This window comes from Pseudomonas sp. TWI923 (assembly GCF_039673365.1).
Taxonomy (GTDB): domain Bacteria; phylum Pseudomonadota; class Gammaproteobacteria; order Pseudomonadales; family Pseudomonadaceae; genus Aquipseudomonas; species Aquipseudomonas sichuanensis.
On the sequence record NZ_JBDJLM010000067.1, the window covers coordinates 11719 to 29252 of the forward strand.

Genomic DNA, 17534 nt, shown 5'->3' on the forward strand with positions numbered 1-17534 from the left:
CCCAGAACGCCCCGGCTTGCCGGGGCGTTTCTGTTGTAAGGGGTTATTGTCGTCGGGCACCTTCAAGACGATTTGCTTGATGGGGTGACATCAATCGAGATGATGTCCATCGCCAGCGTTTCTTTTTGTCGTAGTCTTTTTTGGCTAAATCGCCGCCATCATCTTCAAATGCATAACATTTGCCGCTAGTCTCGCAAAAATCCATATCGCCGTAGTCTTCCCAATAGAACGAGCCGGCCATGACAGACCTGTCCCGTATGCATGGAGTCGCCAGCCAGGCCCTGGGCCTGCTGGACGGGCGTTTCTTCAGGCCACCCCTGCCCGACGCCCACGTACCGAGAGCCCGCCTGTGCCAACGCCTGCAAGCGGGGCTGGATGGGCGCTTGCTGTTGGTCAACGCGCCAGCCGGCTTTGGCAAGAGTTCGCTTGCCATCGAGTTCTGCCAGGAGCTGCCTGGCCATTGGCGCAGTCTCTGGCTGGGCCTGAGCCAGCGCGACGCCGACCCTGGTCGCTTCCTCGAGCGCTTGCTTGAAGGGTTGCAGCAGTTCTGCCCGGCATTGGGGGGCCAAGCCCTGGGGCTGCTGAAAATGCGCCAGCGCCACCAACCCTTTGCCTTCGAAGAGTGGCTCGATGGCCTGCTTGACGAGCTTGCGCTGTATCTGCAGCCCGATACCCCCCTGCTGCTGGTCCTGGACGACTACCACCTCGCCCAAGGGGCAGTACTCGATCGCTGCCTGCAGTTTTTCCTCAATCATCTGCCTGCCGGGTTGGTCCTGTTGGTCACCAGCCGGCAGCGGCCAGACTGGCACCTGGCGCGCCTGCGGCTGTCGCGCCAACTGGTCGAACTCAACGAGCAGGACTTGCGCCTGACCCCCGATGAAGCCTTGGCGGTGATTGGCCGCCAGCCCACCGGCTTGCGTGGCCAGGCGCTCGATAACCTGATCCAGCGCAGCGACGGTTGGGTGGCAGGTCTGCGCTTCTGGCAACTGGCGGCCAGTGAGTCCGGTGATGACAATGCCTTGCCGCAGGCGTTGCACGGTGGCGAAGGCTTGATCCGTGATTACCTGCTCGAGGAAGTCATCGACATATTGCCCGCGCCAGTTCAGGCATTTCTCTACGACACCGCATGCCAGGAGCGCTTTTGCGCTGAGCTGTGCGACGCGGTGCGCGAGCGTGAGGACAGTGCGCAGGTATTGAGCTTCCTGCAGGCCCATCAGGTCTTTCTGGTGCCGCTCGATGAGCATGGCCGCTGGTTCCGTTACCACCACCTGTTCTCCGACCTGCTGCGCAGTCGGCAGGCCAGCGAGCCGCTGGCGAGTTTGCATTTGCGTGCCTGTCGTTGGTTCGAGGGCCAGGGGCTGCTGGATGAAGCGGTAGAGCAGGCATTGCGTGCCGGGCATCTCGATGTGGCGGCGGACCTGGTGCAGAGCCTGTCCGAGGAGCAACTGCTGGCCGAGCAGAACGTTGGCATGTTGCTGCGCTGGAAAATGGACTTGCCTGACAGCCTGCTGATCAGCACACCCCGGCTGATCGTACTGTACAGCTGGGCTCTGGGGCTGGCTTGCCAGCTGGACGCGGCCGAAGAGCTCGCAGGTTATCTGAGCCGTTTCCTGCCGGCGCCGTCGGCCACGGCGCAGAGGTCGATGCTGGCCCAGTGGCTGGCGCTCAGCGGTGTGATCGCCCGTGGCCGCGGCGATCGCGAGCGCACCCTGGCGTACTGTACGCAAGCACTGCGCAGCCTGCCTCGCAAGCGTTACGGGCAACGCCTGGTGTGCCTTTCCACGCTGTCCAACCTGGCCATCGCCGATGGTGATTTCTGGCGGGCGCGTGGCTGGAATCGCGAGGCGCTGGAGTTGGCCCAGCGTGTCGGCAACCCGTTGTTCGAGGCGTTGGCGCACTACGACCGTGCCCGTGTGCTGCATGCCCGTGGCGAAGTTCGGCGCGCGCTGGATGAAGTACGTCAGGGCTTGCAGCGGCTGCAGGGGTTGTCGGGGCAGCGGCTGTATGCCGTGCGGGCCCGGCTCACCTTGTACGAAGGCTATCTGCTTGCGGCTGGCCTGCAGCCTGGCCAGGGGCGCGCACGCTTGCGCGCGGGGCTTAGCGAAGCACGCACCTGCCGCGATATCAGCGTGCTGATCGGCCATTGCGTGATCGCCTCGCTCGAGGGTCGTGAAGGGCGTTTCACCGAGGCGTTTTCGGAACTGGCCGAGGCGGAGCGGCTGATGCACATCTGGGATGTTCCGCCGATCTTCTACCTGGCCATGATTACGCTGGTGAAGTGCGAGCTGTGGATCGCCCAGGGGCGCACAGACCTCGCCGAGTCCTGGCTGCTGCGCCTGGGCCAGACCTACGGCGGCAAGCAGCCAGCCGCCGCGCCGGAGTTTCACCCGTTGCTGCCCTTGCACATCGAGCTGCAGCAGGCGCTGCTCGATCGTGTGCTGCAACGTCCGCGCGAGGCCGAGTCGCGCTTGCAGGCACTGGTCGAGCGTGGCCAGGCCAATGGCGGCATGACACTGGTGGTCAGTGCGTCGTGCCAGCTGATCGAGTTGTTGCTGGCCGAAGGTCGTGAGCCCGAAGCCTGCAAGCGGTTGGCGCAAGCCATGGAGGCTGCGCAAGGGGGCGCGCTGCAAGCCTTCGCGCGGCTTGTCGCGGAGCACCCGCAGTGGTTGCGCGATCAACTCGAGCTCAGGCCCGCCTGCCCGGCCCAGGCGGAGCTGCTTGCGCGCTTGCCCGAGGCGCTGACCACCGCCAATGGGGCCTCTGAAGCGTTGAGTGCGCGCGAACTCGCGGTACTGGAGCTGATTGCCCAGGGCTGCTCGAACCAGCAGATCAGCGAGCGGCTGTTCATTTCGCTGCATACGGTCAAGACCCACGCCAGCCATATCAACAGCAAGCTTGGGGTAGAGCGGCGCACGCAAGCCGTCGCCAGGGCCAAGTCTCTGGGCGTGCTGGCCTGAAGGCTGGCCCAGGTGGACGCTGGCCGTTAAAATAGTGGCCACTGGCTACCTTGGCGCACTGCTTTTTCCCCACTCATCTTTGTGCAGAGGCTGCCGATACACATTTCGGCGTCTTGCATTGCCACGCGCCAATTTCCCTTCTTCCTTCTACAGGTCGTGTTGATGCTGCAGTACGGGCAAAAAAGCTTTCTGATCGTCGACGACTTCACTGACTTTCGCACGTCGACGCGCTCCATGTTGCGCGAACTGGGTGCACGCGACGTGGACACCGCCGACAGTGGCGAGCAGGCGCTGCGCATGTGTGGGCAGAAGCGCTATGACTTCGTTTTGCAGGACTTTCACCTGGGCGACGGCAAGAAGAACGGCCAGCAGGTGCTCGAAGACCTGATTCTCGACAAGCTGATCAGCCATGAGTGCGTGTTCATCATGGTCACCGCTGAAAGCAGCCAGGCCATCGTTCTGAGTGCCATCGAGCACGAACCTGACGCTTACCTGACCAAGCCATTCAACCGCGTAGGCCTGGCCCAACGCCTTGAAAAACTGGTTCAGCGCAAGACCCTGCTCAAACCGATTCTCCAGGCCCTTGACCGTGGTCGCCCAGCTGAAGTGCTGACGGCCTGTGCCGAGCTGTGTAAACAGGACCCACGCTTCGCGCCGCTGTGCCTGCGCTATCGTGCCGATGCGCTGCGCGATCTCAACCGCTTCGACGAGCTGGAAAAATTCCTCAAAGGCATCCTCGCCAGCCGCCCGCAACCGTGGGTCTATGCGGCGCTGGGCAGCTTGCTGCACAAGCGCGGCCAGCATGCCCAGGCGCAGGGTGTATACGAACAGGCGCTCAAAGCCTTCCCGATCATGCCCAGCCTGTATGACGGCATGGCCGAGGTGCTGGTTGCCCAGGGCGAGAGCCGGCGTGCCCAGCACATGCTCGAGGAGGCGGTACGCCTGTCACCACTGGCGGTGCGCCGGCAAGCGGCGCTGGGCAAGCTGGCGCTGGACAATGCCGACTTCGAGGGTGCTTCGAAAGCGTTTCGGCATGCAGTCAGCCAAGGCCAGAGTTCGCGCTACAAGAGTGCCGAAACCAACCTGGGGCTTGCCCAGGCATTGATGAACAAGAATGCCGGCAACGGTCTCGACGCGCGAACCCGGGTCGAGATCAACAGCGTGCTCAGTGAAGTGGCCAAGGAAAACGTCGAGGACCAGGGCCTGCAAGTGCGGGCGCGGTTGATGAAGGCGGCGAGCCTGCAGCAGGCGGGCGATGCGGAAACAGCCGCCAAGCTCACCGAACAGGCCATGCAACGCCTGGAGAAGATGGAGCAGTTCTTCTCGGTCGAGGCGGCGCTGACCGTGGCCAAGCAACTGCAGCAACTGGGCCAGGACGCGGCGGGCACTTCGATTCTCAAAGGCTGCGTGGAAACCTACGGCGACGACCCCAAGGTCATGCAGAGCGTGGCCAAGCTTACCGATGACCCGGTGGTGCTCGGCGCCGTGACCGAGGCGGTCGACCTCAACCGGCAAGGCGTGCGCAGCTACCAGGGCGGGCAGCTCAGCGAGGCGCTGGGCATGTTCCGCAAGGCGCTGTCGCTGCAGCCGAAGAACATCAGTATTGCCCTCAACACCGCCCAGGCGCTGCTGCGCATCGGTGGCGAGACACCGCCACCGGCATTGATGGAGGAGTGTCGCAGCTGCCTCACCAGCGTGGCCGGCATCCCTGCCAGCGACAGCCGCTACGATCGCTACCGCAAACTGCATATCCGGGTCTTTGGCGCATGAACCAGGACAACCAGGGGCTGGATTTCTCCACGGTGATCGCCTCCACCGTGCACGACCTGAAGAACTCGCTGTCGGCGTTGATCCAGGCGCACAACCAGTGGCTGGCGCGGTTGCCCGAGGCGTTGCAAGGCGGTGCCGAGCAGGGCGTGATGGAGCACGAGTTCCGCCACCTCAATGGCATGCTGGTGCAGATGCTGGGCTTGTACAAACTGGGGGTGAACCAGCTCCCGGTCTGCCCGGACTACCACGAGCTGGACGACTTCATCGAGGCTCAGCTGGCCGCGCATGAGGAGGTGCTCAAGCACCGTGACATCCTCGCCACCTGGCGTATCGACACCGAGAGCCCGCTGGGCTTCTTCGACCGTGAACTGGTGGCATCGGTGCTGGCCAACGTGCTGACCAACGCCATCCGCTATGCCGGCCACACGTTGCTGATCGGCATCGAGGAAGAGGGCGAGCAACTGGTGATCAGCGTCAACGACGATGGCGCCGGTTATCCACAGCGCATGCTCGAGCGCCAGCAGGATTATGTGCAGGGTATCGATCAGCAGAGCGGCAGCACCGGGCTGGGCTTGTACTTCGCTGCGCGCATCGCCGCACTGCATGAGCGCAATGGCGTGCATGGGCGGATCGAGATCGCCAATGGCGGGGCGCTGGGGGGCGGGTTGTTCCGCTTGTATCTGCCCTGAGCATTGCTGATTGCTGAGGCTGCATCCCAAGGCCATGTGAGAGATGTCTCTCAAGCAGCACATGGGCTTTCATCGACGTCGAGTGGATGACAATGTAGATACGCTGTTTCTACATTTCACTTGCCATCGTCGGGAGGGTTTCTACTATGTATCTACCTTGGGAGATACTTATGCAGATCAAGATTCAGCAATGGGGCAACAGCGCAGCGATTCGTCTGCCGGCGACGGTCCTCAAGCAAATGCACCTGAGCGTGGGGTCGACCCTGAGCCTGGATACTTCCGGCGAGACCTTGGTGCTCAAACCGGTCAGGTCGAAGCCCGAGTACCGGCTCGAAGAGTTGATGGCGCAATGTGACCTGACAGCGCCGGAACCCGCAGACATGGCTGACTGGAACGCAATGCGTCCGGTGGGGCGTGAGGCTTGAAGCGGGGCAGGTTCGACAGGGGGGATATCGTCCGGATCAACCTGGACCCCACCGTCGGAAGTGAACAGCAAGGTGCTTCGCGCCCTGCGCTGGTGTTGACGCCCGCCATGTTCAATACCTCTGGGCTCGCGGTGATCGTGCCGATTTCACAAGGTGGGGATTTCTCCCGGCACGCAGGTTTTGCAGTTACCCTGAGCGGCGCCGGTACCCAGACGCAAGGTGTGATGCTGTGCAATCAGCTACGCACGGTAGACCTTGAAGCGAGGGGCGCCAAGCGCATCGAATCGGTTCCTGAAGCCGTGATCCTGGACGCGCTGGCGCGTGTTCAAACCCTCTTCGATTAATTGTGTGCAGTGTCCTGTCATGGAAAAACCATCCGTAGCGCTCATCCGCGAAACCTTCCCCGTTGGCCCCCTGCAGTGCAACTGCACGCTGATCGGCGACCCGCTCAGCAAGAAAGCCATCGTCGTCGACCCAGGCGGTGACGAGCAGAAGATCCTCGCCCGCCTGCAGCACCATGGCCTGACCCTGGTGAGCATCATCCACACCCACGCCCACTTCGATCACTTCCTCGCCTCGGGCAGGCTCAAGGAACTGACCGGCGCCACCTTGCACCTGCACAAGGACGACCAGCCGTTGTGGGACAACCTCGAGATGCAATGCCAGATGTTCGGCATGCCCTACACGCCCGTGCCTGCACCGGACCGCTGGCTGAGCGACGACGAGGAACTGGCCTGTGGTTGTGGCGTGGCCCTGCATACGCCAGGGCATAGCCCCGGCTCGATGAGCTTCTGGTTCGCCGAGCAGAAACTGCTGATTGCCGGCGACACCCTGTTCCGCCGTGGTGTCGGCCGCACCGATTTGTGGGGTGGTGATCAGCGGACTATCGTTCGTTCCATCAAGGAGCGACTGTACCGCCTCGATGAAGACGCCATCGTGGTGACCGGCCATGGTCCGGAAACCCGGCTCGGCGACGAAATGCGCGAAAACCCGTTCGTGCGAGCCTGAGGTTGCATGGAATTTTTCCGCATTGCTGCAATCCAAGGCTGGCACAGATCCGTGAGTGATCCGCCGCACTTTTGAATTTCAGTAGGAGCTTGTCCATGTTCACCATGCGTCGTCTGATTATCGTCGCTACCGCCGCCGCCCTGATGTCCGGTTGTGCCAGCCCCAACCCGTATGACAACCAAGGCCAGGCGCAAGGCTCCACAGGGATGAGCAAAACTGCCAAGTACGGCGGCCTGGGCGCGCTGGCAGGTGCCGTTGCCGGCGCCGCCATCAATCACAACAACCGCGGCAAGGGTGCGCTGATCGGCGCCGCCGCAGTGGGCGCCGCCGCCGCTGGCTACGGTTATTACGCCGACAAGCAAGAGGCCGAGCTGCGTGCGCAAATGGCCAACACTGGCGTCGAAGTGCAGCGCCAGGGTGACCAGATCAAGCTGATCATGCCGGGCAACATCACCTTCGCCACCGATTCGGCGAACATCGCCCCAAGCTTCTACTCGCCGCTGAACAACCTCGCCGGTTCGTTCAAGCAGTTCAACCAGAACACCATCGAAGTGGTCGGCTTCACCGACAGCACCGGCAGCCGCCAGCACAACATGGACCTGTCGCAGCGCCGCGCCCAGGCCGTCAGCAGCTACCTGACCTCGCAAGGTGTCGATGCATCGCGGGTGACGGTGCGTGGCATGGGCCCTGACCAGCCGATCGCCAGCAACGCCGACGCCAATGGCCGCGCGCAGAACCGTCGGGTTGAAGTCAACCTCAAGCCGATCCCGGGTCAGCAGTATGACCAGCAGGGTACCGTGCAGCAGTATCCGTAACGCTCCACAGCTGAAATTGATCGCGGGGCAAGCCCGCTCCCACGTTAGGTCGTGGGAGCGGGCTTGCCCCGCGATGCTTTTTATCAGCGCACGGTGCTGGCCTGGATCGCCGTCAGCGCGATGGTGTGCACGATGTCATCCACCTGGGCCCCGCGTGGCAGGTCGTTGACCGGCTTGCGCAGCCCTTGCAGCATCGGCCCGAGGCTCACGCAGTCGGCACTGCGCTGCACCGCTTTATGGGTGGTGTTGCCGGTGTTCAGGTCGGGGAACACGAACACCGTGGCGCGCCCGGCTACCGGGCTTGCCGGTGCCAGCTGGCGGGCGATCTCGGGGTTGGCGGCGGCGTCATACTGCAAGGGGCCGTCGATCAGCAGGTCGTGCTCGGCCTGCTGCGCCAGCCGCGTGGCCTCGCGAACTTTTTCCACTTCCTCGTCACTGGCGGCCGAGTCGCTGGAGTAGCTGAGCATGGCCACCCGTGGCGCGATACCGAACGACTCGGCAGACTCGGCGCTCTGCCGGGCAATTTCGGCCAGTTCGGCGGCGCTGGGGTGCGGATTCATCACGCAGTCGCCATACACCAGCACCTGGTCCGGGAACAGCATGAAGAACACCGACGACACCAGGCTTGCACCCGGTGCGGTCTTGATCAACTGCAAGGCCGGGCGGATGGTGTTGGCGGTCGAATGCACCAGGCCCGAGACCAGGCCGTCGACCTCGCCCAGGGCCAGCATCATGGTCGCGATCACCACCGGGTCTTCCAGCTGCTGCTCGGCCATCGGCGCGTTGAGGTTCTTGCTCTTGCGCAAATCGACCATCGGTTCGACGTAGCGGGCACGGATCAGGTCGGGGTCGAGCACTTCCAGATCGGGCGGCAGGGTGATGCCCTGGGCCCGTGCTACGGCTTGCACCGCTTCGGGCTTGGCCAGCAGCACGCAGCGAGCGATACCGCGTGCCTGGCACAGGGCGGCGGCTTGCACCAGCAAGGGCTCGGCGCCTTCGGGCAGGACGATGCGCTTGTTGGCCTGCTGGGCACGCTGGATCAGTTGGTAGCGGAACACCGCCGGCGACAGGCGCAGTTCGCGCGGCGTGCCGCAGCGCTGGTGCAGCCAGGCGGCATCGAGCTGGCTGGCGACGAAGTCGGTGATGAACTCGGCGCGCTCGCGGTCGTCCACCGGGATCTCGCGGTTCAGCGAGTTGAGCTGATTGGCGGTGTCATAGGAGCCGGTGCTGACCGACAGGATCGGCAGGCCGGCCTGCAGTGCGCCGCGGCATAGCTCCAGGATGCGTGGGTCGGGCTTGCTGTCGCTGGTCAGCAAAAGGCCGGCCAGGGGCACGCCATTGATCGCCGCCAGGCTCACGGCGAGGATGATGTCGTCGCGATCGCCCGGCGTCACCACCAGGGTGCCCGAGGTTAGCAGCGGCACGGTGTTGGCCACGGTGCGGGCACAGATGATGATCTTGTTCATGCGCCGCTGGTCGTAGTCACCGGCGTTGAGCACCTGGGCGCCGAGCAGCTCGGCGACGTCGCGGGTGCGCGGTGCATTGAGGTCGGGCTGATAGGGAATACAGCCGAGCAGGCGGAAATCGTTGCCGCGCAACAGCGGCGAGTGCTCGCGCAGCCGCGTGGCGAAGTCGGCCATGCTTTCATCGGTGCGCACCTTGTTGAGGATCACCCCGAGCACCTTCGGGTCGCGCGGGCCACCGTACAACTGGGCCTGCAGTTCGACGCGCCCGGACAGCTCGCTGAGCACCTCGTTCTCGGGCGCCGACACCAGGATCACCTCGGCATCCAGGCTCTTGGCCAGGTGCAGGTTGACCCGGGCCGCGTAGCTGGCGTGGCGGGTCGGAACCATGCCTTCGACCACAACCACGTCCTTGCCCACGCACGCTTGCTGGTAAAGGCGGATGATTTCTTCGAGCAGTTCGTCCAGTTGGCCGTCCCCCAGCATGCGCTCCACATGGCCAAGGCTCAGTGGCAGGGGCGGCTTGATGCCATGGGTGCGGGCAACCAGCTCGGTGGAGCGCTCCGGGCCGGTGTCGCCGGGGTGTGGCTGGGCGATCGGCTTGAAGAAGCCGACCTTGAGCCCGGCGCGCTCCAGGGTGCGGATCAGGCCCAGGCTGATGGAGGTGAGACCGACACCGAAGTCGGTCGGCGCAATGAAAAAAGTCTGCATGCGTGCTTCTCGAAATAAGCGGTGCAAGGAAATCAACGGCCAAGGGTATCGCTAACCGCACCCTGGGCGCACCAGCCACAGTGGAATACCTGGCCGATGCGGCGTTCGCGCTCGCTGGGCTCGAGCACCCAGGGCCGCGCTTGCCAGGGCGGCTGGTGACGCACGTGCTGGGTGTGGCCGCAGGACAGGTCGACCACCCAGTGGCCTTCCTCGTCCTGATGGAAGCCGGTGATCAGACTGACGGGCCTCCCTTCGTCCATGGTCGGTTCGCAATCGGACGATGCCTTGGTTACACTTCCCCGCTCTACATTCTTTTGCAAAAGGTCCTGCCCCATGCTGATCGCCGCCAACAAGGCTGTCTCCATCGACTATACCCTGACCAACGACGCCGGTGAGACCATCGACAGCTCTGCCGGCGGTGCGCCGCTGGTTTACCTGCACGGTGCCGGCAACATCATCCCGGGCCTGGAAAAAGCCCTGGAAGGCAAGCAGGCCGGTGACGAGCTGACCGTTGCCATCGAACCCGAAGAAGCCTACGGCGAATACTCGGCTGAACTGGTCAGCACCCTGAGCAGCAGCCTGTTCGAAGGCGTGGATCAACTGGAAGTCGGCATGCAGTTCCACGCTTCGGCGCCGGACGGCCAGATGCAGATCGTCACCATCCGCGACATCGACGGCGACGACGTGACCGTCGACGGCAACCACCCGCTGGCCGGCCAGCGCCTGAACTTCCAGGTCAAGGTTGTTGACGTGCGTGACGCCAGCGAAGAAGAAATCGCTCACCGCCACATCCACGGTGAAGGTGGCCATCACCACTGATTTTCTGCGCTAAGCTCAGAGAGTCGCCAGGCGCTCGGGCAAGCCGGACATCCTCAGGGAGTGGACGGTTTGGCTGCGCGCCTTTTTAGTGGGCGCAATTCGCCCCCAGCGACAACCGGGAACCTGAGAGGGGATCAACATGAGTGTATTTCACGACCTGACGTTGAAGGCGCTGAACGGCGAAGACCTGCCCCTTGCCCCATTCAAGGGCCAGGTGGTGCTGGTGGTCAATGTCGCCTCCAAGTGTGGTCTCACGCCGCAATACGCGTCGCTGGAGAAACTCCAGCAGCAGTTCAAGGGCAAGGGTTTCAACGTGCTGGGGCTGCCGTGCAACCAGTTTGCCGGCCAGGAGCCAGGCAGCGCGGATGAGATCCAGGCGTTCTGCAGCCGCAACTATGGCGTGAGCTTCCCGTTGAGCGAGAAGCTCGACGTCAACGGCTCCGAGCGGCATGCCCTGTACCGGCTGCTGGCCGGCGAGGGCGCCGAGTTTCCTGGTGATATCACCTGGAACTTCGAGAAGTTCCTGGTGGGCAAGGATGGTCGCGTGCTGGCGCGTTTCGCGCCACGTACCGCGCCGGACGATCCGACCGTGGTGCAGGCGATCGAGAAGGCCTTGGCCTGACTTGCAGCCTGTGGGAGCGGCTTTAGCCGCGAAGCAGGCAACGCGGTGCTGGGCACCGGCTATGCCGGTGTTCGGTGCTAAAGCCGCTCCCACAGGTTCGCGCGAATCAGCAAGCGCTGTGCAGTTCTGTGAGATCTCAGCCTGCCCCGCGCTCATCTGGGATACCTGCCAATCACCCCGATCAATAATGCTGTGCCCACCTACCCGCTACCCCTAAGCTCAGGCGCATTTCCTCACCCGTCGGGAGCGCCGCATGTCCAGCAACCCTCTGTTCCAGCCTTTCACCCTTGGCACCCTCGACTTGCCGACCCGCGTGGTCATGGCACCGATGACCCGTACCTTCTGCCCCGGTGGCGTACCCCATGATGGCGTGGTCGAGTACTACCGCCGCCGTGCTGCTGCCGGTGTCGGCCTGATCATCACCGAAGGCACCACGGTTGGTCATAAGGCCGCCAACGGCTATCCCAACGTTCCACGCTTCTACGGCGAAGATGCGCTGGTCGGCTGGAAACGCGTGGTCGAAGCCGTGCATGCCGAAGGCGGGCGGATCGTGCCGCAGCTGTGGCATGTGGGCAGTGTGCGCCGGCTGGGCACCGAGCCGGATGCCAGCGTGCCGGGCCATGGCCCGAGCGGCAAGGACAAGGACGGCAAGGTCGTGGTCCATGGCATGAGCCATGACGACATCCGCGAGGTGATTGCCGCCTTCGCCCAGGCTGCCCGTGATGCCCAGGCCATCGGCATGGACGGTGTCGAGATCCACGGCGCCCATGGTTATCTGATCGATCAGTTCTTCTGGGAAGCCAGCAACCGCCGCGATGACGAATATGGCGGTGACCTGGCCGGGCGCTCACGCTTTGCCATCGAACTGATCCAGGCCGTGCGAGCCGCGGTGGGGCCGGACTTCCCGATCATCTTCCGCTTCTCCCAGTGGAAGCAGCAGGACTACAGCGCGCGCCTGGTGCAAACCCCAGAGGCCCTGGCGGCGTTCCTCAAGCCTCTGTCCGAGGCGGGTGTGGATATCTTCCATTGTTCTACCCGGCGTTTCTGGGAGCCGGAGTTCGACGGCAGCGAGCTGAACCTGGCTGGCTGGACCCGCCAGCTCACCGGCAAACCGACCATCACCGTGGGCAGTGTCGGCCTGGACGGCGAGTTCCTGCAGTTCATGGTCGATACCGACAAGGTGGCCAAACCGGCCAGCCTGGAAGGGCTGCTGCGCAGGTTGCAGGCCGAGGAGTTCGACCTGGTGGCCGTGGGCCGCGCCCTGCTGGTAGATGCGCAGTGGGCGCAGAAAGTGCGTGACGGGCGTGAGGCTGACGTGCTGCCGTTCAGCCGCGAGGCGCTGACGACCCTGGCTTGATCGCCACGGCATGGGCTGGCGCCTGCTCGCTCGCATGCGCGCCAGCACGGCAGGCGTCGCGCAGGTACCCTTCGAACTGCTCGACGATCGCCGGCCAGCCCTGGCGGCTGGCATGCTGGCGGGCGTTGAGGCGCACCCTGCGCAAGGTTTCGTTTTCTTCCAGCAGCCAGCAGGCGGCGTCGATGAACGCTGCCTGGTCACCTGGCATGGCCAGGGCGCCGCTGTGGCCATGGCGGATGTGCTGGGCGGCGGCGGCCTCATCGTAGGCAACCACCGCCAACCCCGAGGCCATCGCCTCGAGCACCACGTTGCCAAAGGTCTCGGTCAGGCTCGGGAACAGGAACAGATCGCCGCTGGCGTAATGTTCGGCCAGCTGTTCGCCACGTTGCGCACCGCAGAACAGGGCATCTGGCAACTGCTGTTCAAGGCTGGCGCGCTGCGGACCGTCACCCACCATGATCAGGCGCAGCCGGCGCTGTGGATAACGTGCTTGCAGGGTGTCCAGGGCAGGGCGCAGCAGGGCGAGGTTCTTTTCCGCAGCCAGGCGCCCGACATGCACCACGGCAATGTCATCGGCCGCCAACCCCCACTGCTCACGCAGGGCCTGGCTGCGCCGCGCCGGGTTGAACAGGCAGGCATCGACACCCCGGGCCATCAGACCGAGGTTTTCGAAGCCGCGTCGCTCCAGGGCCAGGCGCTGGCTGGCGCTGGGTACCAGGGTGATCGCGGTGCGCCGGTGGAACCAGCGCAGGTAGTGGGTGAGCAGCCGCGTCAGCAGGCCCAGGCCGTACTGGCCCGAGTACTGTGGGAAGTTGGTATGAAAACCACTGACCACCGAAATACCCAGGCGCCGGGCCGCGCGCAGGGCGCTCAGGCCCAGCGGGCCCTCGGTGGCGATGTACAGCACGTCCGGACGCTGGCGGCGCCAGCGCCGCAGCAGCTTGTGCATCGACACTTCGCCCCACTGCAGCCCGGGGTAGCCCGGCAACGGCCAGCCTCGGCACAGCAGCAGTTCACCCTCCGTATCCGGCACGCTGTCGCCCGCCTGGCGCGGGCGGATCACCTCTACCTGATGGCCCCGCTGGCGCAGCCCGGCATCGAGGCGGCCAAGGGTATTGGCCACGCCGTTGATCTCCGGTGGGAAGGTTTCGCTGACCAGGGTGATGCGCAGGGACGGTGTATTCATGTGCAAAAGTGTCCGCCGCACCCGTTGCGGGTATGTGACGGCTTTGTGACGTCTGGATGACGCCTGATTTTCGGCGCCTCGCACTGATGAATTATTGCCATCAGCCGCTCAAGAATCCTTGGGGCGCAGCCGATGAAGATGCATTCGACTATGGTGTGCGCTCCGGGAGAGCGGTGATGTTCAACAGCAAACTGAAGCAAGAAATCCAGCAGCTGCGTGAAGAGCTGATGTCCATCGAACAGGTCAAGAACAGCCTCGACAGCGAAATGCTGGTACTCCAGCTCGACCCCCAGGGGCGCATCGAGACGGTCAACGGCAATTTCGAGACCGAGATGCTCTACCGCGCCGAGCAACTGATCGGGCGCAACATCGAAGAAATCGTGCCGGCCCACGTCAAGAAGCTCGATTTCTACCAGCGCATGAAAACCGCAATCACCCGTGGCGAGCATCTGAACGGCGCATTCCGCCTGCTGCGCGGCAACGGTGAAGAAGCCTGGCTGCGCTCGATCCTGCAGCCGGTGAAGAACAGTGGCGGGCAGATCAAGTACTTCACCCTGCATTCCAGCGACCTGACCCGCACCATCGAAACGTCGCGTGAACATGAAAGCCTGATCAAGGCGTTGATGCGCTCCACCGCCGTGATCGAATTCAACCTCGATGGCCAGGTGCTGACCGCCAACGACCGGTTCCTGCAGGGCATGGGTTACAGCCTGGAGCAAGTGCGTGGCAAGCATCACCGCATGTTCTGCGATCCGGAAGAGGCAAACTCGCCGGAGTACAAGGCATTCTGGGAAAAGTTGCGTCGCGGCGAATTCGTTGCCGAGCGTTTCAAGCGCGTCGACGCCCATGGCCGCACGGTGTGGCTGGAGGCCTCGTACAACCCGATCATCGACGCCCACGACGTGCTCTACAAAGTGGTCAAGTTCGCCACGGTGATCACCGACCAGGTCAACCAGGAGCTGGCGGTGGCCCAGGCTGCGGACATCGCCTACAACACCTCGCTGGAAACCGACAGCTGCGCGCGCAAGGCCACCGACGTGGTTACCCAGACTGTGGACGTGATGCGCGGGCTGGAAGGCTCGATGCAGGATGCCGCCGACGGCATCCAGGCGCTGGACAAGCAGTCCAAGGTGATTGGCGCGATCATCAAGACCATCAGCGACATCGCCGGCCAGACCAACCTGCTGGCGCTCAACGCGGCCATTGAGGCCGCCCGCGCTGGCGAGCAAGGCCGTGGCTTTGCGGTGGTCGCCGACGAAGTGCGCCAGCTGGCTTCGCGTACCAGCAGCGCCACCGAAGAAATCGCCAAGGTGGTGCAGCAGAACGAGCAACTGGCCCAGGCGGCGGTGGACATCATCGACACCAGCAAGCGCCAGGCCGAACAGGGCCTGGCCCTGGCAGCCGATACCGGCGGGGTGATCGTGGAGATCCAGGAAGGCGCGAAGAAGGTGGTGGATGCGGTGGGGCAGTTTTCCAGCCAGTTGAGTCACTGATCCATTCGCATGACCTGCGCTGGCCTCATCGCCGGCAAGCCCGCGCCCACATGGATCGCGTCGTACCTGTGGGAGCCGGCTTGCCGGCGATGAGGCCATTGCAAGCAACACAAGACAGTTATGCCCTCACGCGCTTAATTGCGCTCGCGCACCCAGAACAACGTAGCCCCGGCCACCGCCGCCGGCATCATCACCACGTTGACCCCAGGGATCATCAGCGCCAGGTAGGTGATGCCGCCAAAGCCCAGCGACTGCCAGCGCTTCTGGCGCAGCCAGGCCAGCATGTCCTGCCAGCTCATCTTGTTGTTGTCCGCCGGGTAGTCGATGTACTGGATGGCCATCATCCACACGCCGAACACCAGCCACAGCGGCGCGGCGACCACGTTGATCACCGGGATGAACGACAGGATGAACAGGCCGATGGCGCGCGGCAGGAAGTAACCGAGCTTGCGCATTTCACGGCCGAAGGTACGTGGCACCATCGCCACCAGCTCGCCCCAGCTGAACGCCGGGAAGTTGTCCTGGCCGCGCACCACCACTTCGACTTTCTCGGCGAGGAAGCCATTGAACGGCGCGGCGATGACGTTGGCCAACATGGTGAAGGTGAAGAACACCATCAACAACACCAGGGCAACGAACAGCGGCCAGAGAATGTAGGAAAGAAAGCTCAGCCAGTCGGGCAGGCTGGGCATCAGCGCATCGACCCACAGGCTGAACTCGTGGCCGGCGAACCAGATCAGCCCGCCGAACAGCAGCAGGTTGACCGCCAGGGGCAACAGCACGAACAGCCGCAGGCTCGGGCTGAGGATCAGTTTCAGGCCTTCGCGCAGGTATTGCGGGCCAGAAAGGACGGGGGCTTGCATCGGAACGCTCCGCAGAAGGAAAACGCGCTGACCTTACCGAGTTTGCCGTTTCGACGAAAGGCGCCCGCTGCCTGCGAAACGGTCTGTAACAAAGCGTATGGACAATCCCTATCGGTTTTCTCCTTGGATAGAGACTCTCTATAAGGTGGATTGTCGAAGGATATTTCCTTAATCTCTGCGGCCTCGCTACAGTGCGCTCAACTTTTCGTTTTTGGGCCGACGCGTTGTAGCACTTCCCCAAGTGCTGCGTGGGTCCCTTTTAATTCCAGCTGGCACAGCCGGCATCCCGATGCCGGCCCGCTGCGGCCCGCTCGACAGGAGTTCGACATGTCTGAAGTACGTCATTCGCGCGTCATCATTCTGGGTTCCGGCCCTGCCGGTTACAGCGCCGCGGTATATGCCGCCCGCGCCAACCTCAAGCCGCTGCTGATCACCGGCATGCAGGCCGGCGGCCAGCTGACCACCACCACCGAAGTCGACAACTGGCCGGGCGACCCCCACGGCCTGACCGGCCCGGCCCTGATGCAGCGCATGCAGGAACACGCCGAGCGCTTCGAGACCGAGATCGTCTTCGACCACATCAATGCCGTCGACCTGGCCAACAAGCCGTTCACCCTGCGTGGCGACAGCGGCACCTACACCTGTGACGCACTGATCGTCGCCACCGGTGCCAGCGCTCGCTACCTGGGCCTGCCGTCGGAAGAAACCTTCATGGGCAAAGGTGTTTCGGCCTGCGCTACCTGCGACGGTTTCTTCTACCGCAACAAGCCGGTTGCCGTGGTCGGTGGCGGCAACACTGCCGTGGAAGAGGCGCTGTACCTGGCCAACATCGCCAGCAAGGTCACCCTGGTGCACCGCCGCGATACCTTCCGTGCCGAGAAGATCCTGATCGACAAGCTGCACGCCCGCGTGGCCGAAGGCAAGATCGAGCTCAAGCTCAATGCCACCCTGGACGAAGTACTGGGCGACAACATGGGCGTGACCGGTGCGCGTCTGAAGAACAACGACGGCAGCTTTGACGAGATCAAGGTCGACGGCGTGTTCATCGCCATTGGCCACACCCCGAACACCTCGCTGTTCGAAGGCCAGCTGACCCTCAAGGACGGCTACCTGGTGGTGCACGGCGGCCGTGAAGGCAACGCCACCGCCACCAACGTCGAAGGCGTGTTCGCCGCCGGCGACGTGGCCGACCACGTCTACCGCCAGGCCATCACCTCGGCCGGTGCCGGTTGCATGGCTGCACTGGATGTCGAGCGCTACCTGGACGGCCTGGCTAACGCCTAGTCCTGGTCAAACCATCGCGGGGGCGGGGCACGCACCCCACCCACACGAGCGAGGGGGTGCCAGCGCCCAGAA

At 63.8% G+C, this 17534-nt stretch carries 17 protein-coding genes; 12 read left to right on the forward strand and 5 right to left on the reverse strand.

Annotated elements, in window-relative coordinates:
- Positions 1-43 precede the first annotated feature (43 nt).
- Entirely contained in the window at positions 44-241 is a 198-nt protein-coding gene (locus ABE459_RS20645; RefSeq protein ID WP_125465508.1) for a hypothetical protein, read from the reverse strand.
- Here ABE459_RS20645 and ABE459_RS20650 point away from each other — a divergent pair.
- From ABE459_RS20650 to ABE459_RS20680, 7 genes are all read left to right on the forward strand, one after another.
- Positions 240-2957, forward strand: coding sequence for a LuxR C-terminal-related transcriptional regulator (locus ABE459_RS20650; RefSeq protein WP_323830617.1), 2718 nt, complete (start codon positions 240-242; stop codon positions 2955-2957). The genes ABE459_RS20645 and ABE459_RS20650 overlap by 2 nt on opposite strands.
- A gap of 162 nt (positions 2958-3119) precedes the next feature.
- Positions 3120-4727 carry a tetratricopeptide repeat-containing response regulator gene (locus tag ABE459_RS20655; RefSeq protein ID WP_125465506.1) on the forward strand — a complete coding sequence of 536 codons (1608 nt, stop codon included), beginning with the start codon at positions 3120-3122 and terminating at the stop codon, positions 4725-4727.
- The gene (locus ABE459_RS20660; RefSeq protein ID WP_125465505.1) at positions 4724-5416 is read left to right on the forward strand and encodes a HAMP domain-containing sensor histidine kinase; all 693 of its coding nucleotides are present in this window, start codon (positions 4724-4726) and stop codon (positions 5414-5416) included. The genes ABE459_RS20655 and ABE459_RS20660 overlap by 4 nt, the downstream gene beginning before the upstream one ends.
- A gap of 170 nt (positions 5417-5586) precedes the next feature.
- Positions 5587-5841, forward strand: a complete 255-nt coding sequence (locus tag ABE459_RS20665) for an AbrB/MazE/SpoVT family DNA-binding domain-containing protein (protein WP_189654498.1) — start codon at positions 5587-5589, stop codon at positions 5839-5841.
- Positions 5838-6185 (forward strand): type II toxin-antitoxin system ChpB family toxin, encoded by a 348-nt coding sequence (locus ABE459_RS20670; protein WP_323830616.1) that lies wholly within the window; start codon positions 5838-5840, stop codon positions 6183-6185. Before ABE459_RS20665 ends, ABE459_RS20670 begins: the two co-directional genes overlap by 4 nt.
- 19 nt (positions 6186-6204) lie before the next feature.
- Positions 6205-6849 (forward strand): MBL fold metallo-hydrolase, encoded by a 645-nt coding sequence (locus tag ABE459_RS20675; protein WP_110994809.1) that lies wholly within the window; start codon positions 6205-6207, stop codon positions 6847-6849.
- 95 nt (positions 6850-6944) lie between these two features.
- Positions 6945-7664 (forward strand): OmpA family protein, encoded by a 720-nt coding sequence (locus ABE459_RS20680; RefSeq protein WP_125465502.1) that lies wholly within the window; start codon positions 6945-6947, stop codon positions 7662-7664.
- 83 nt (positions 7665-7747) lie between these two features.
- Here the strand turns inward: ABE459_RS20680 and pta are convergent, their stop codons facing one another.
- Positions 7748-9838, reverse strand: coding sequence for a phosphate acetyltransferase (gene pta, locus ABE459_RS20685; RefSeq protein ID WP_110994811.1), 2091 nt, complete (start codon positions 9836-9838; stop codon positions 7748-7750).
- A 32-nt stretch (positions 9839-9870) separates the two neighbouring features.
- The gene (locus ABE459_RS20690; RefSeq protein WP_323830615.1) at positions 9871-10173 is read right to left on the reverse strand and encodes a DUF3565 domain-containing protein; all 303 of its coding nucleotides are present in this window, start codon (positions 10171-10173) and stop codon (positions 9871-9873) included.
- On the opposite strand from ABE459_RS20690, the gene ABE459_RS20695 reads away from it, so the two are divergent.
- The 3 genes from ABE459_RS20695 to ABE459_RS20705 all read left to right on the forward strand — a co-directional run bounded on the left by ABE459_RS20695 (position 10172) and on the right by ABE459_RS20705 (position 12636).
- Positions 10172-10657 (forward strand): peptidylprolyl isomerase, encoded by a 486-nt coding sequence (locus ABE459_RS20695; protein WP_125465500.1) that lies wholly within the window; start codon positions 10172-10174, stop codon positions 10655-10657. The two genes, ABE459_RS20690 and ABE459_RS20695, sit on opposite strands and share 2 nt — an antisense overlap.
- Before the next feature lie 139 nt (positions 10658-10796).
- Positions 10797-11279, forward strand: a complete 483-nt coding sequence (locus tag ABE459_RS20700; protein ID WP_110994814.1) for a glutathione peroxidase — start codon at positions 10797-10799, stop codon at positions 11277-11279.
- Positions 11280-11532: 253 nt separating this feature from the next.
- Positions 11533-12636, forward strand: coding sequence for an NADH:flavin oxidoreductase (locus tag ABE459_RS20705; RefSeq protein WP_323830614.1), 1104 nt, complete (start codon positions 11533-11535; stop codon positions 12634-12636).
- Here the strand turns inward: ABE459_RS20705 and ABE459_RS20710 are convergent.
- Positions 12605-13822: a glycosyltransferase family 1 protein gene (locus tag ABE459_RS20710; protein WP_322359980.1), complete on the reverse strand. Its 1218-nt coding sequence runs from the start codon at positions 13820-13822 to the stop codon at positions 12605-12607. The genes ABE459_RS20705 and ABE459_RS20710 overlap by 32 nt on opposite strands.
- A 176-nt stretch (positions 13823-13998) precedes the next feature.
- Between ABE459_RS20710 and ABE459_RS20715 the strand changes: the two genes are divergently transcribed.
- A complete protein-coding gene (locus ABE459_RS20715; protein WP_258705090.1) occupies positions 13999-15315 on the forward strand; it encodes a PAS domain-containing methyl-accepting chemotaxis protein in 1317 nt (438 codons plus the stop codon).
- A gap of 134 nt (positions 15316-15449) precedes the next feature.
- Here the strand turns inward: ABE459_RS20715 and cysZ are convergent, their stop codons facing one another.
- A complete protein-coding gene (cysZ, locus tag ABE459_RS20720; protein WP_125860305.1) occupies positions 15450-16178 on the reverse strand; it encodes a sulfate transporter CysZ in 729 nt (242 codons plus the stop codon).
- Between the two features lie 327 nt (positions 16179-16505).
- On the opposite strand from cysZ, the gene trxB reads away from it, so the two are divergent.
- Positions 16506-17462, forward strand: a complete 957-nt coding sequence (trxB, locus tag ABE459_RS20725) for a thioredoxin-disulfide reductase (RefSeq protein ID WP_125465494.1) — start codon at positions 16506-16508, stop codon at positions 17460-17462.
- Positions 17463-17534: the final 72 nt, after the last annotated feature.

What these genes read in the sequence shown, in the direction of transcription:
- trxB (WP_125465494.1), top strand. Translation starts at nt 16,506, where the DNA reads ATGTCTGAAGTACGTCATTCGCGCGTCATCATTCTGGGTTCCGGCCCT.
- ABE459_RS20645 (WP_125465508.1), bottom strand. Translation starts at nt 241, where the DNA reads ATGGCCGGCTCGTTCTATTGGGAAGACTACGGCGATATGGATTTTTGC.
- ABE459_RS20690 (WP_323830615.1), bottom strand. Translation starts at nt 10,173, where the DNA reads ATGGGGCAGGACCTTTTGCAAAAGAATGTAGAGCGGGGAAGTGTAACC.
- pta (WP_110994811.1), bottom strand. Translation starts at nt 9,838, where the DNA reads ATGCAGACTTTTTTCATTGCGCCGACCGACTTCGGTGTCGGTCTCACC.
- ABE459_RS20655 (WP_125465506.1), top strand. Translation starts at nt 3,120, where the DNA reads ATGCTGCAGTACGGGCAAAAAAGCTTTCTGATCGTCGACGACTTCACT.
- ABE459_RS20700 (WP_110994814.1), top strand. Translation starts at nt 10,797, where the DNA reads ATGAGTGTATTTCACGACCTGACGTTGAAGGCGCTGAACGGCGAAGAC.
- ABE459_RS20705 (WP_323830614.1), top strand. Translation starts at nt 11,533, where the DNA reads ATGTCCAGCAACCCTCTGTTCCAGCCTTTCACCCTTGGCACCCTCGAC.
- ABE459_RS20665 (WP_189654498.1), top strand. Translation starts at nt 5,587, where the DNA reads ATGCAGATCAAGATTCAGCAATGGGGCAACAGCGCAGCGATTCGTCTG.
- ABE459_RS20715 (WP_258705090.1), top strand. Translation starts at nt 13,999, where the DNA reads ATGTTCAACAGCAAACTGAAGCAAGAAATCCAGCAGCTGCGTGAAGAG.
- ABE459_RS20710 (WP_322359980.1), bottom strand. Translation starts at nt 13,822, where the DNA reads ATGAATACACCGTCCCTGCGCATCACCCTGGTCAGCGAAACCTTCCCA.
- ABE459_RS20660 (WP_125465505.1), top strand. Translation starts at nt 4,724, where the DNA reads ATGAACCAGGACAACCAGGGGCTGGATTTCTCCACGGTGATCGCCTCC.
- ABE459_RS20695 (WP_125465500.1), top strand. Translation starts at nt 10,172, where the DNA reads ATGCTGATCGCCGCCAACAAGGCTGTCTCCATCGACTATACCCTGACC.
- cysZ (WP_125860305.1), bottom strand. Translation starts at nt 16,178, where the DNA reads ATGCAAGCCCCCGTCCTTTCTGGCCCGCAATACCTGCGCGAAGGCCTG.
- ABE459_RS20675 (WP_110994809.1), top strand. Translation starts at nt 6,205, where the DNA reads ATGGAAAAACCATCCGTAGCGCTCATCCGCGAAACCTTCCCCGTTGGC.
- ABE459_RS20650 (WP_323830617.1), top strand. Translation starts at nt 240, where the DNA reads ATGACAGACCTGTCCCGTATGCATGGAGTCGCCAGCCAGGCCCTGGGC.
- ABE459_RS20680 (WP_125465502.1), top strand. Translation starts at nt 6,945, where the DNA reads ATGTTCACCATGCGTCGTCTGATTATCGTCGCTACCGCCGCCGCCCTG.